Genomic DNA, 12,311 nt, shown 5'->3' with positions numbered 1-12,311 from the left:
GAGCATTTAAAACGGGCCCCCCCCACCCGCCCCCCGCGCAATGCGACGCGACGGTCCTTCCGGCCGGCGCGTCGCATCGGTGTTCCGGGCGCGGCCGGAACACCCAAGCAATCACAAGGTAGTTGTTCGATGGATTCCTCAATTGCGCTGATTCTGCTGCAGGACGGTGTGGTCAACGGCGCTATCTATGCCCTCCTGGGCATGGCTCTGGTGCTGGTTTTCGCCGTCACGCGCGTCATCTTCATTCCCCAGGGCGAGTTCGTGGCGTTCGGCGCGCTGACGCTGGCCATGCTGGTCGACGGCAAGGTGCCCGGCACCGCCTATCTGCTGCCCCTGCTGGGCGTGGTCGCGCTGGCGCTGGAAGTGCTGCGCGCCGTGCGCACCCGCAACGCCGCCGGGCTGCCCAAGGCCTTTGTCGCCTGTCTCGTCCTGCCGCTCGCGCTGCTTTGGCTGACGCAGAGCTATGTCGCGCCCGGCACGTCGCTGTGGCTGAACATGCTGCTGACGCTGGCGCTGGTCATTCCGATGGGCCCGATGGTCTATCGCATCGTCTATCAGCCGCTGGCCGAAGCCACCGTGCTGGTGCTGCTGATCGTGTCGGTGGCCGTGCACTTCGCGCTGACCGGCCTGGCCCTGGTGTTCTTCGGCGCCGAAGGCTGGCGCACGCCGGCGTTCGTGAGCGGCCAGGTGGACCTGGGCTTCATGACCTGGTCGGCCCAGAGCCTGTTCGTGGTCGCGACCTGCGCCATCCTGATCGTCGGCCTGTGGCTGTTCTTCGGCAAGACGCTGTACGGCCGCGCGCTGCGCGCCACCGCCGTCAACCGTCGCGGCGCGCGCCTGGTGGGCATCAGCACCACCATGTCGGGCAGCCTGACCTTCACGCTGGCCACCGCCATCGGCGCGATGTCGGGCATGCTGATCGCTCCGATCACCACGGTCTATTACGACACCGGCTTCCTGATCGGCCTGAAGGGCTTCGTCGGCGCCATCATCGGCGGCCTGGCGAGCTATCCCGTGGCGGCCGCCGGCTCGCTGCTGGTGGGCGTGCTGGAATCGTTCTCGTCGTTCTGGGCCAGCGCCTACAAGGAAGTCATCGTCTTCACCCTGATTATCCCGGTTCTGGTCTGGCGTTCGTTCAGCAGCCATCACGTGGACGAAGAGGAATAAACGTCATGAACCGCATCTTGCTTATCGTCTTCGTCGTCGCGTTGGCGGCGCTGCCGCTGGTGCCGGCCACGCCCGAGTTCTGGGTGACCCAGCTGAACTACATCGGGCTGGCCAGCCTGGTGGTGCTGGGCCTGGTGCTGCTCACCGGCGTGGGCGGCCTGACCTCGTTCGGCCAGGCGGCCTTCGTCGGCCTGGGCGCCTACACCACGGCCTTCCTGACCACCCAGTACGACGTGTCGCCGTGGCTGGCCCTGCCGGCCGGCCTGGTGCTGACCGGCGTGGTCGCCTACCTGGTGGGCGCGATCACGCTGCGCCTGTCCGGCCACTACCTGCCGCTGGGCACCATCGCCTGGGGGCTGTCGCTGTACTTCCTGTTCGGCAACATCGACTGGCTGGGCAAGCACGACGGCATCGCCGGCATCGAGCCCATCAGCATCTTCGGCATCTCGCTGGCCAGCGGCCGTCACATCTATTTCCTGATCTGGGCCTTCGTGCTGCTGGCGCTGCTGGCCACGCGCAACCTGCTGAACTCGCGTCCCGGGCGCGCCATCCGCGCGCTCAAGAGCGGCGCGGGCATGGCCGAGTCCATGGGCGTGAACACGGCCGCGTACAAGGTCGTGATCTTCGTCTGGGCCGCGCTGCTGGCCTGCGTGTCGGGCTGGCTGTATGCGCACATGCAGCGCGCCGTCAGCCCCAGCCCGTTCGGCATCAACTACGGCATCGAGTACCTGTTCATGGCGGTGGTCGGCGGCGCTGGCTACGTCTGGGGCGCGCTGCTGGGCTCGACCGTCATCCTGGTGCTGAAGGACCAGTTGCAGAACTGGCTGCCCAAACTGCTGGACACCAACGCCAACTTCGAGATGATCGTCTTCGGCGTGCTGCTGATCCTGATGCTGCAATACGCGCGCAACGGCCTGTGGCCGATCCTGGCCAATTGGTGGGATGGCCTTACCGGCGCCGACGGCTCGCGCCGCAACCTGGCGCCGCCGGCGCCCGCGCCCGCCTTGCCGGCGCGCCAGCGTCCGCAACCCGGCCAGGTCGTGCTGGAAGTGGATGCCATCCGCAAGGAATTCGGCGGCCTGGTGGCGGTCAACGACATCAGCTTCAAGGTCAGCTCCGGCGAGATCATGGGCCTGATCGGCCCGAACGGCGCCGGCAAGAGCACCACCTTCAACCTGATCAGCGGCGTGCTGCCGGTCACGCGCGGCCAGGTCCGCTTCATGGGCGAGCGCATCGACAACCGCTCGGCGCGCGAGATCGCCAAGCTGGGCGTGGGACGCACCTTCCAGCACGTGCAGCTGTTGCCGGGCATGACGGTGCTGGAGAACGTGGCGCTGGGCGCGCACCTGCGCTCCGACGTGGGCGTGCTGGCTGGCGCGCTGCACAGCGACCGCGCCCGCGAAGCCCAGCTGCTCCACGAGGCGGCCGAGCAGGTCAAGCGCGTGGGCCTGGGCGAGTACCTGTACGAGCAGGCGGGCAACCTGGCCCTGGGCCAGCAGCGCATCCTGGAGATCGCGCGCGCGCTGGCCGCCGATCCGGTGCTGCTGTTGCTGGACGAACCCGCAGCCGGCCTGCGCTACAAGGAAAAGCAAGACCTGGCCCGCGTGCTGGAACAATTGCGCGCCGAAGGCATGAGCATTCTGCTGGTTGAACACGATATGGATTTTGTGATGCGCCTGACCAACCACCTGGTGGTGATGGATTTCGGCACCAAGCTGGCCGAAGGCGTGCCGGCCGAGGTGCAGCAGAACCCGGCGGTGCTGGAAGCCTACCTGGGCGGCATCGACGACGACCTGCCCGAGGCCGACCAGGCCAAGCCCGTTGCCGCCGGAGGTGTGCAATGAGCACGCAACAGAAACCAGTGCTGGAAGTCAGCAACCTGTCGGCCCGTTACGGCAAGGTCGGCGCGCTGGTCGGCGCCACGCTGACCGTGCCGGCCGGCAGCATCGTCACCGTGATCGGCGCCAACGGCGCCGGCAAGTCCACCATGTTGAACGCGGTGATGGGTTCGCTGCCGCACACCGGCCATGCCGCCGGCGCGGTGCACTATTCGGGCACCGATGTGTCGGGCTGGCAGGTCGAGCGCCGCGTGGCCGCGGGCATGTCGCTGGTGCCGGAGCGCCGCGAGCTGTTCGGCACCATGTCGGTCGAGGACAATCTGCTGCTGGGCGGTTTCCGCCGCTACCGCGCGCGCGAGAGCGGCTGGCGCGACACGCTGAACGAAGTGTTCGACCTGTTCCCGCGCCTGCGCGAGCGCCGCGCTCAGCAGGCCGGCACGCTGTCGGGGGGCGAGCGCCAGATGCTGGCGGTGGGCCGCGCGCTGATGGCCAAGCCCCAGCTGCTGATGCTGGACGAGCCCAGCCTGGGCCTGGCGCCGCGCATCGTGCGCGAGATCTTCCACATCATCGCGCGCCTGCGCGAGACCGGTGTGGCTATCCTGCTGGTCGAGCAGAATGCGCGCGCCGCGTTGCAGGTGGCCGATTACGGCTACGTGCTGGAAACCGGCGAAGTCACGCTGCACGGCCCGGCCCGCGAGCTGGCCGGCGATCCCAAGGTCATCGAGAGCTATCTCGGCCTGGGCAAGGGCGGCGACAAGTCCGAAGGCTGATCGCCTCTGAAGCCGCGGCGGCCGGGCCGTCGCGGCGGGCGCTTCAGCGCTCGAATACCTCCACCACGCGGAAGCGCTCGCAGGCGAGCAGCATGTCGGGGCGGTAGCCGCCGTTGCGCTCGAAGTAGGCGATGTGCCCGTCGCGCCACGCTTCATACGGGCCTTCCCCCTCCGCCACCGCGAAGGCTTCGTCCACCTGGTCGAAGCGCTGGATCACCACACTGACCGTCTCGATCACGCAGGCTGGGCGGCCCTGGCCGTCCAGCACCACGTCGCGCCGGCCCACCGTCGGCGCCGGTTCCTTGTCGTTGAAGTCGCGCATCGCGCCGCACGTGGCGGTCTTGGCGCCGGACAGCACCAGGGCCAGCAGCTCGTCGGCCAGTTCGGGGCTGTCGCCGAACTGGAAGGTCACGGCGTTCTCGTAAGGGGCGGGTGGTTTCATGCGGGGAGATTCCAATCCAGTATCAGTTCCTGGCCCATGGCGGGGTCCGAGGTCGAGGGTTTGCCGGTTTCCAGGCGTCCGGCCAGGCGGCGCAGGAAGGTGGCGGCGGGCGTGTCCGTCAGCGTGACGGCGCAGTCGTACCAGCCGCCCAGGCGGCCGACGTCCCAATCGCATTGCGACGTGGCGCCCGCGGCCACGCGCCGCGTCTGCGCGCGTTGCCCATAGGCGGCGTCCGCGATATGGAACTCGACGGCGCGTTTGCCCGGGTTGGTCAACGTCAGGCGCAGGAGTGCGCCGGGCGCATCATAGCTGGCCTGGATGTCTGGCGCGGCCTGCGCGCCGGCGGCGAGACGTCCGGCGAAGTGGCGATGGAAACCGTTGGGGCCCAGCACCCACAGGTCATAGCGGCCGTGGTCCGTCGCCGTGTCCCAGATGCCGTCCAGGCGCTTGCCGGCCTCGACGGTATAGCGCCGTGGTCCGCGCTCCAGGTGCAGCCGGTCGTAGACATGCAGCACGGCGCCGGCCGCGCCGGGATTGTCCAGGCGCAGCGTCAGCGCGTGGCCGCGCGCTGTCGCATGCGCGTGCAGCGCATAGGGCAGGGCGCGCGAGGGCCGCAGGCCGGGCTGCTGGCGGGCGGGCGGCGGCTGGTCCGGCGCGGTGGGCGTGGCGGTGCCGGGCAGCGCGGCCGCGCGCGCGGCCCGCGCGGCGGTTGCCGGCAGGGTTGTTCCGGGAACGGCGGGCTCGCTCGCGCTGAAGTCGAACAGCGAGGTCAGGTCGCCGCAGACGGCGCGGCGCCAGGGCGAGATGTTGGGTTCGGCCACGCCGAAGCGTTGCTCGATGAAGCGCAGCACCGAGGTGTGGTCGAAGACCTGCGAGTTGACCCAGCCGCCGCGCGACCAGGGCGACAGCGCGTACATGGGCACGCGCGGTCCCAGGCCATAGACGCCGTGCCGATGCGCGGGCGTATCGTCGGATTCCACGCCCGCGATGATCTCGTGGTATTCGCCGCGCGTGTCCACCGTCGAGGCGCCGGCCAGCGCGCCGCGCGCATCGCGCGAGGGCGGGGCGGGCGGCGGCATGTGGTCGAAGAAGCCGTCGTTCTCGTCGAACATCAGCAGCAGCACCGTGCGGCTCCAGACCTGTGGATTGGCGGTCAGCGCGTCCAGCACGCGCGCCACATAGTCGGCGCCCTGGGCCGGGCTGGACGGGCTGGGATGCTCGGAGCCGGCCTTGGTGGGGCAGATCCACGATACCTGCGGCAGCGTGCCGTCCAGCGCGTCCTGGCGCAGCCGGTCCAGGCCGTGCGTGCTCAGCGCCTTTTCGCGCAGCGCCGCCAGCGAGCCGGGCAGGCCCTGATAGGCGTCGCGGTAGGCCTTGAAGCCGGCGGTGGGATTGAGCGCGTAGTTGTCCGCCATGTCCTGGTAGATGCGCCAGCGGATGCCGGCGCGTTCCAGCCGTTCCGGATAGGTGGTCCAGGTGTAGGCGCCCGCAGGGTCGCCGCCGGTGAGCTTGTTGTAGGTGTTGCCCATGGCGGGGCCATGGCCGCGTCCGGCGCCGTCGTTGGTGCCGGTCCACAGGAACAGCCGGTTGACGTTGGTGCCGCCGGTGAACGAGCAATGGTAGGCGTCGCAGACGGTGAAGGCGCGCGCCAGCGCGTACTGGAAGGGCAGGTCCGCCTCGGCGTAGTACGCCATCGAGTGATTTTTCTTGGCCGCCGGCCAGAAGCCCATGCGGCCGTCGTCCCAGGCCTGCTGGGCGTTGGACCAGGTGTGCGGCGTGCTGGCGATGCGCATGGCCTCGAAGGCCGCGCGCGTGTCCAGGCGGAACGGCAGCACGGTGCGCGGGCCGCCGTCAGTGCTGTCGTTGTACTGCGACCAGACGCTGCGGCGTTCGTGTTCGGGGCTGGCGGGAACCGGAATGGGGAAGCGGTCGCCGAAGCCGCGCACGCCGGCCAGGCCGCCGAAATAATGGTCGAACGAGCGGTTCTCCTGCATGAGGACCACGATGTGTTCGACGTCGCGCAGCGTGCCGCTGCGCCGGTCGGGTTCGATCGCCAGCGCCCGTCGGATGGCCGCGGGAAACAGGCCGAGCGCGCCGGCGGCGCCCGCGAGCGCGGCGCCGGTGCGCAGGAAGTCGCGTCTGTTCGACATGAAGCCTCCCAGCGGGCGCCGCCGCCCGCGGCGGATGGGGTGTCAGCGCTTGCGCGTGCTTTCCGCGTAGTCCATGTAGAGCCTGTGGGCGCGGCGCGCCAGCGGGCCGTATTCCAGCGCGCGGTCCTCGACGCGGTTGACGTGCACCACCTTGCCGTAATTGCCCGAGGAGAACACCTCGTCGGCCGATTCCACGTCGGCGCGCGTCAGGCTGCGCTCCTGCACTTCGACGCCGTCGGCCTTGAGCAGCGCCAGCACGCGGCGGCGCGTGATGCCGTTCAGGAAGGTGCCGTTGTCGACGGGCGTGCTGACGACGCCGTTCTTGGCGATCCACAGGTTGCTGGTGGCGAACTCGGCGATGTTGCCGTCGCCATCCAGCATGATGGCGTTGTCGAAGCCACGGTTGGCCGCGTCGCGGATGGCGCGCTGGCCGTTCGGATACAGGCAGGACGCCTTGGCGTCGGTGGGCGCCATGTTGGACCAGGAGCGCGCGAAGCTGGAGAAGCAGGCCGAGAAGCCCTGTTCGCCGGGCATCGGCACCTTGAACACATGCAGCACGAATTGGGTGCGGTCGGCGTCGGGCAGCAGGAAGCCGTCGGCGCAGTAGAACATCGGCTTGATGTACAGCTCGGTGCCTTCGGGGAACTTGGCGACGGCCTGCAGGCACAGGTCCTGGATCGCTTCCCAGCCGAGCTGCGGCTTCATCAGCATCTTCTCGGCCGAGCGCACCACGCGCTGGCAGTGCAGGTCCAGGTCGGGCGTGAGGCCGCGGAACGCGCGCGCGCCGTCGAACACCATGCTGGCCATCCAGAAGGCATGGTCGGCCGGGCCGAGCAGCTTGGGGTTATCGGTGGTCCATTGACCGTCGTGCCAGTAAACGGCATCCATGTGTCTCTTCCTTGGTTGCGAATCAGGGGGCGCTTGCCGCGCCGAATCGTGAGGATACATGAGACGGCGCGGCCGGGCGGGGCGGCGCGGCCGGCTGGCGGGTTGCATGGGCGGTTGCCGCGATGCAAAAAAACCGGGGCCGCGAATCGCGGCCCCGGTTTCTCGGACGAAATGGCGGACGGCGTCAGGCGCGCGCGGCGCGGCGGCGTTCGGCAAACGCCGCCAGCTCGCCCACGATGCCGCGACGGAACGCCAGCACGCAGATCACGAAGATCAGGCCGATCACGATGGTGACCGACTCGCCCAGGCGCAGGAACCAGTCCACGCCGGTCAGCTTGGCCAGGGCCTGGCCGAAGTCGCCGACCTTGTTCTCCAGCAGCACGACGATGAAGGCGCCCAGGATCGGGCCGGTCAGCGTGCCCAGCCCGCCGATCAGCGTCATCAGGATGACCAGGCCCGACATCTGCCAGGTGGCGTCGGACAGCGTCGCCGACACGAACACCAGCGTCTTGGTGGCGCCGGCCAGGCCGGCGATGGCGGCCGACAGCACGAAGGCCAGCAGTTTGAAACGGTCCACGTCATAGCCCAGCGAGATCGCACGCGGCTCGTTCTCGCGCAGCGCCTGCAGCACCTGGCCGAAGGGCGAGTGCACCGTGCGCCAGATGATGTAGAAGCCGATGATGAAGATGCCCATCACCACGTAGTACAGGTTCAGGTCCTTGGACAGATCCAGCATGCCCAGCAGGGTGCCGCGCGGCACGCTTTGCAGCCCGTCCTCGCCGCCGGTGAACTTGGCCTGCAGGAAGAAGAAGAACACCATCTGCGCCAGCGCCAGCGTGATCATGGCGAAGTAGATGCCGCTGCGGCGGATGGCCAGCGCGCCCATCGCCAGGCCCAGCAGGGCGGCCACGCCCACGCCGAACAGCAGGCCCAGCTCGGTGGGCAGGCCCCATACCTTGAGCGCATGGCCGGCCGCGTAGGCGGCGCTGCCCAGGAAGGCCGCGTGGCCGAAGGACAAGAGGCCGGTGAAGCCCAGCAGCAGGTTGAACGCGCAGGCGAAGAGCGCATAGCACATGACCTTCATGGCGAAGATCGGATACACGCCGACGAAGGGAAGCATGGCCACCACGATGGCCAGCGCCGCATAGCCCAGGAATTGACGATTCATTTTTCTTTTCCGAACAGCCCGGCCGGGCGGATCAACAGAACGATGGCCATGATGATGAAGACGACCGTGCTGGACGCTTCGGGCCAGAACACCTTGGTCAGGCCCTCGATCACGCCCAGGCCCAGGCCGGTGACGATGGCGCCCATGATGGAGCCCATGCCGCCGATCACCACCACCGCGAACACGACGATGATCAGGTTCGAACCCATCAATGGGGAAATCTGCAGGACCGGCGCGGCCAGCACGCCGGCAAAGCCCGCCAGCGCCACGCCGAAGCCATAGGTCAGCGTGATCATGCGCGGCACGTTCACGCCGAAGGCCTCGACCAGGCGCGGGTTCTCGGTGCCGGCGCGCAGCAGCGCGCCCAGGCGGGTGCGTTCGATCACGAACCAGGTCGCCAGGCACACCACCAGCGAGGCCGCCACCACCCAGCCGCGGTAGTTGGGCAGGATCATGAAGCCGAGGTTGGTGGCGCCGCGCAGGGCGTCAGGCGTGGGGTAGGGCTGGCCCGACACGCCGTAGAAGCTGCGGAACAGGCCTTCGATGAGCAGGGTCAGGCCGAAGGTCAGCAGCAGGCCGTACAGGTGGTCGAGCTTGTACAGGTGCTTGAGCAGCAGTTTTTCGATGATGATGCCGAACAGGCCGACCACCAGTGGCGCCAGCAGCAGCATGATCCAGTAGTTCAACCCCAGGTACGACAGGCCCATCCAGGCGACGAAGGCGCCCAGCATGTAGAGCGCGCCGTGCGCGAAGTTGATGACGTTCAGCAGCCCGAAGATAACGGCCAGGCCGAGCGAGAGCATGGCATAGAAGGATCCATTGACCAGGCCCAGCAATAGCTGGCCGAACAGGGCCTGTATGGGGATGCCAAAAATGTCAGTCATCTTGTGAAAGTCCTGCGCGTACAGATGGAGGCGAGCAAATCCAAGAAGCGACCCGGCCGGATGGACCAGGTCGCCTCATGAGGGCGGTGAACAGGGTTTACTTCTTGACCAGCTTGCAGGTCGATTCGGACAGTTTGGTATAGACCTCGTCGCCGGGCAGCGTGGCCACGACCTTGTAGTAGTCCCACGGTCCCTTGGACTCGGCGGGCGTCTTCACTTGCATCAGGTACATGTCGTGAATCATGCGGCCGTCTTCGCGCACATAGCCGCCCTGGGTGAAGAAGTCGTTGATCTTGTTCGACTTCATCCACTTCATCACGGTTTCGCCGTCGTCCGTGCCGGTGGCCTTGACCGCGTTCAGGTAGAAGGTCAGGGCGGAGTAGTCGCCGGCCTGCAGCATGGACGGCTTGCGGCCGACCTTGGCTTCGAACTTCTTGGACCAGGCGCGCGAGGCGTCGGACTGGTCCCAGTACCAGCCGTCGGTCAGGTACATGCCCTGCGTGGCTTGCAAGCCCAGCGAGTGCACGTCGTTGATGAAGACCAGCAGGCCGGCCATCTTCATGGTCTTGGTCACGCCAAATTCATTGGCGGCCTTGACCGAGTTGATGGTGTCGCCGCCGGCGTTGGCCAGGCCCAGGATCTGCGCTTTGGACGCTTGTGCCTGCAGCAGGAAGGACGAGAAGTCCGACGCGCCCAGCGGCGCGCGCACCTGGCCCTTCACTTCGCCGCCGGCGGCCTTGACTACCGCGATGGTGTCACGCTCCAGCGCGTGGCCGAAAGCGTAGTCGGCGGTCAGGAAGAACCAGCTCTTGCCGCCGTCCTTCACCACCGCCGAGCCGGTGCCGCGCGCCAGCGCCACGGTGTCGTAGGCGTAGTGCACGGTAAAGGGCGAGCACTGGGCATTGGTCAGGTCCGAGGCGCCCGCGCCGATGGCGATGAAGGGCTTTTTCTTCTCGGCGGCCACGCCGGCCATGGCCAGGCTGGTCGACGAGTTGGTGCCGGCGATGATGACGTCCACCTTCTGCTCGTCGAACCACTCGCGCACGCGCGCCGAGGCCACATCTGCCTTGTTCTGGTGGTCGGCCGAGACGACTTCGATCTTCTTGCCGTTGATCGAGCCGCCGGCGTCTTCGATCGCCATGCGCACGGCCTCCAGGCCGCCCTTGCCGTCGATGTCCGAATACACGCCGGACATGTCGGTGATGAAGCCGACGCGGATGACGTCGTCCGAGATGCCTTGCGCCTGGGCGGTGGCCCCGGCAAATCCCAGGCCGGCAGCGGCCAGTGCGGCAGTGATGGTGTGCAGCTTCATGGGATGACTCCTCTTCCCTTCGGTGTGTGGCGCCGGGAATTCCGGCGAAGACAGGCGGTTTGTTCTAGACGCCCAGCAACTCGTTGAGCGTGTCCTGTTTTTCTGCGAGTTCCGCGGCTTCGAAGTGCTCGACGATCTGGCCGTGCTCCATGACGTAGAAGCGATCGGCCAGCGGCGCGGCGAAGCGGAAGTTCTGTTCCACCATCACGATGGTATAGCCGCGCTGCTTCAGCGCCGTGATCATGCGGGCCAGGGCCTGCACGATGACCGGCGCCAGGCCTTCGGAGATCTCGTCCAGCAGCAGCAGGTTGGCGCCGGTGCGCAGGATGCGCGCCACCGCCAGCATCTGTTGTTCGCCGCCCGACAGGCGGGTGCCCGGGGAATGCCGGCGTTCCAGCAGGTTGGGGAACATGTCGTAGATCTCGGTCAGCGACATGCCGCCGCCGAGCGAACCGACCACCGGGGGCAGCAGCAGGTTTTCCTCGCAGGACAGGCTGGCGAAGATGCCGCGTTCCTCGGGGCAGTAGCCCACGCCCAGGTGGGCGATCTTGTAGGTGGGCAGGTCGATGGCCTCGGTGCCGTGGATGCGGACCGAGCCCTTGCGCGAGCCGGTCAGGCCGAGGATGGCCCGCAGCGTGGTGGTGCGCCCGGCGCCGTTGCGTCCGAGCAGCGTTACGACCTCGCCCTGGCCCACGCGCATATCCACGCCGTGCAGGATATGCGATTCCCCGTACCAGGCCTGCAGGCCCGAAATTTCGAGTGCCGGGGTGCTCATGCATGTGCTCCTTGCAATTCGCCTTCGGTGGTGCCCATGTAGGCCTGCATCACGGCGGGGTGGCGAGAGACTTCGGCATACGAGCCTTCCGCCAGCACCGATCCGCGCGCCAGCACGGTGATGGTGTCGGCGATCGACGACACCACGTTCATGTTGTGTTCGACCATCAGGATGGTGCGGCCGGCGCTGACGCGCTTGATCAGCTGGGTGACGCGGTCCACGTCCTCGTGGCCCATGCCCTGGGTGGGTTCGTCCAGCAGCATCAGCTCGGGCTCCATCGCCAGCGTGGTGGCGATTTCCAGCGCGCGCTTGCGGCCGTAGGGCAGGTTCACCGTGGTTTCATCGGCGAAGGCGCCCAGATCCACCTGTTCGAGCAGCTCGCGCGCCGGCGCGTTCAGCGAGGCCAGCTGCCTGTCGCTGCGCCAGAAGTGGAACGACAGGCCGGTCTTGCGCTGCAGGCCAATGCGCACGTTCTCCAATACGGTCAGGTGCGGGAACACCGCCGAGATCTGGAACGAGCGGATCACGCCGCGCCGCGCGATCTGCGCGGGACGTTCGCCGGTGATGTCGACGCCGTTGAACTTGATGGTTCCCGACGTGGGGGAAAGGAACTTCGTCAGCAGATTGAAGCATGTGGTCTTGCCCGCGCCGTTCGGCCCGATCAAGGCATGAATCTCGCCCCGCTTGATACGCAAATCGACCCCATTGACCGCGACGAAGCCGCGGAACTCCTTGGTGAGGCCTTTTGTCTCCAGGATCGTGTCGTCCATGTCGCTGCACCAGCGTTGTATTTATAAGAGTGCCATCCGCCGCGTTGCGCCGGAGCCCCGCAGGGCCGAGAAAGCCGCGTGTAAATTCAACGTTTTCTCGAGAGTTGCGGCGAGTATGCGCACCTATTTCTCAAAATTCCATGAGGG

General features: G+C 67.6%; 11 protein-coding genes. 3 read left to right on the top strand and 8 right to left on the bottom strand.

Going from position 1 to position 12,311, the window contains the following annotated elements; genetic code table 11:
• Nucleotides 1-129: 129 nt before the first annotated feature.
• The 3 genes from ACEU5R_RS10810 to ACEU5R_RS10800 are packed head-to-tail and all read left to right on the top strand — an operon-like array spanning nt 130 to nt 3,775.
• Nucleotides 130-1,167 carry a branched-chain amino acid ABC transporter permease gene (locus ACEU5R_RS10810; RefSeq protein ID WP_103273098.1) on the top strand — a complete coding sequence of 346 codons (1,038 nt, stop codon included), beginning with the start codon at nt 130-132 and terminating at the stop codon, nt 1,165-1,167.
• A 5-nt stretch (nt 1,168-1,172) separates the two neighbouring features.
• Nucleotides 1,173-3,011 (top strand): ATP-binding cassette domain-containing protein, encoded by a 1,839-nt coding sequence (locus ACEU5R_RS10805; RefSeq protein WP_392410126.1) that lies wholly within the window; start codon nt 1,173-1,175, stop codon nt 3,009-3,011.
• Nucleotides 3,008-3,775 (top strand): ABC transporter ATP-binding protein, encoded by a 768-nt coding sequence (locus ACEU5R_RS10800; protein WP_392410125.1) that lies wholly within the window; start codon nt 3,008-3,010, stop codon nt 3,773-3,775. The genes ACEU5R_RS10805 and ACEU5R_RS10800 overlap by 4 nt, the downstream gene beginning before the upstream one ends.
• Before the next feature lie 43 nt (nt 3,776-3,818).
• Here ACEU5R_RS10800 and ACEU5R_RS10795 read toward each other — a convergent pair whose 3' ends face one another.
• From ACEU5R_RS10795 to ACEU5R_RS10760, 8 genes are all read right to left on the bottom strand, one after another.
• Nucleotides 3,819-4,217, bottom strand: coding sequence for an ASCH domain-containing protein (locus ACEU5R_RS10795; RefSeq protein ID WP_103273101.1), 399 nt, complete (start codon nt 4,215-4,217; stop codon nt 3,819-3,821).
• Nucleotides 4,214-6,367 carry a phosphocholine-specific phospholipase C gene (locus ACEU5R_RS10790; protein ID WP_392410123.1) on the bottom strand — a complete coding sequence of 718 codons (2,154 nt, stop codon included), beginning with the start codon at nt 6,365-6,367 and terminating at the stop codon, nt 4,214-4,216. The genes ACEU5R_RS10795 and ACEU5R_RS10790 overlap by 4 nt, the downstream gene beginning before the upstream one ends.
• Before the next feature lie 42 nt (nt 6,368-6,409).
• Nucleotides 6,410-7,255 (bottom strand): branched-chain amino acid aminotransferase, encoded by an 846-nt coding sequence (locus ACEU5R_RS10785; protein WP_103273103.1) that lies wholly within the window; start codon nt 7,253-7,255, stop codon nt 6,410-6,412.
• Nucleotides 7,256-7,439: 184 nt separating this feature from the next.
• Nucleotides 7,440-8,423 carry a branched-chain amino acid ABC transporter permease gene (locus tag ACEU5R_RS10780; protein WP_103273104.1) on the bottom strand — a complete coding sequence of 328 codons (984 nt, stop codon included), beginning with the start codon at nt 8,421-8,423 and terminating at the stop codon, nt 7,440-7,442.
• A complete protein-coding gene (locus ACEU5R_RS10775; RefSeq protein WP_103273105.1) occupies nt 8,420-9,307 on the bottom strand; it encodes a branched-chain amino acid ABC transporter permease in 888 nt (295 codons plus the stop codon). Before ACEU5R_RS10775 ends, ACEU5R_RS10780 begins: the two co-directional genes overlap by 4 nt.
• 97 nt (nt 9,308-9,404) lie before the next feature.
• Nucleotides 9,405-10,619: an ABC transporter substrate-binding protein gene (locus tag ACEU5R_RS10770; RefSeq protein WP_392410122.1), complete on the bottom strand. Its 1,215-nt coding sequence runs from the start codon at nt 10,617-10,619 to the stop codon at nt 9,405-9,407.
• Nucleotides 10,620-10,683: 64 nt separating this feature from the next.
• On the bottom strand, nt 10,684-11,394 hold the full coding sequence (locus ACEU5R_RS10765) for an ABC transporter ATP-binding protein (protein WP_103273107.1): 711 nt from the start codon (nt 11,392-11,394) through the stop codon (nt 10,684-10,686).
• Nucleotides 11,391-12,164 carry an ABC transporter ATP-binding protein gene (locus ACEU5R_RS10760; protein ID WP_103273108.1) on the bottom strand — a complete coding sequence of 258 codons (774 nt, stop codon included), beginning with the start codon at nt 12,162-12,164 and terminating at the stop codon, nt 11,391-11,393. Before ACEU5R_RS10760 ends, ACEU5R_RS10765 begins: the two co-directional genes overlap by 4 nt.
• Between the last annotated feature and the right edge of the window lie 147 nt (nt 12,165-12,311).

It is taken from the genome of Achromobacter sp. 413638, assembly GCF_043119405.1.
Taxonomy (GTDB): domain Bacteria; phylum Pseudomonadota; class Gammaproteobacteria; order Burkholderiales; family Burkholderiaceae_B; genus Achromobacter.
This window is presented reverse-complemented; position numbering and strand designations above follow the sequence as displayed.

Bases quoted from the DNA above. Each gene is read 5' to 3' on its own strand.
- ACEU5R_RS10810 (WP_103273098.1), top strand. From the start codon at position 130: ATGGATTCCTCAATTGCGCTGATTCTGCTGCAGGACGGTGTGGTCAAC.
- ACEU5R_RS10805 (WP_392410126.1), top strand. From the start codon at position 1,173: ATGAACCGCATCTTGCTTATCGTCTTCGTCGTCGCGTTGGCGGCGCTG.
- ACEU5R_RS10800 (WP_392410125.1), top strand. From the start codon at position 3,008: ATGAGCACGCAACAGAAACCAGTGCTGGAAGTCAGCAACCTGTCGGCC.
- ACEU5R_RS10795 (WP_103273101.1), bottom strand. From the start codon at position 4,217: ATGAAACCACCCGCCCCTTACGAGAACGCCGTGACCTTCCAGTTCGGC.
- ACEU5R_RS10790 (WP_392410123.1), bottom strand. From the start codon at position 6,367: ATGTCGAACAGACGCGACTTCCTGCGCACCGGCGCCGCGCTCGCGGGC.
- ACEU5R_RS10785 (WP_103273103.1), bottom strand. From the start codon at position 7,255: ATGGATGCCGTTTACTGGCACGACGGTCAATGGACCACCGATAACCCC.
- ACEU5R_RS10780 (WP_103273104.1), bottom strand. From the start codon at position 8,423: ATGAATCGTCAATTCCTGGGCTATGCGGCGCTGGCCATCGTGGTGGCC.
- ACEU5R_RS10775 (WP_103273105.1), bottom strand. From the start codon at position 9,307: ATGACTGACATTTTTGGCATCCCCATACAGGCCCTGTTCGGCCAGCTA.
- ACEU5R_RS10770 (WP_392410122.1), bottom strand. From the start codon at position 10,619: ATGAAGCTGCACACCATCACTGCCGCACTGGCCGCTGCCGGCCTGGGA.
- ACEU5R_RS10765 (WP_103273107.1), bottom strand. From the start codon at position 11,394: ATGAGCACCCCGGCACTCGAAATTTCGGGCCTGCAGGCCTGGTACGGG.
- ACEU5R_RS10760 (WP_103273108.1), bottom strand. From the start codon at position 12,164: ATGGACGACACGATCCTGGAGACAAAAGGCCTCACCAAGGAGTTCCGC.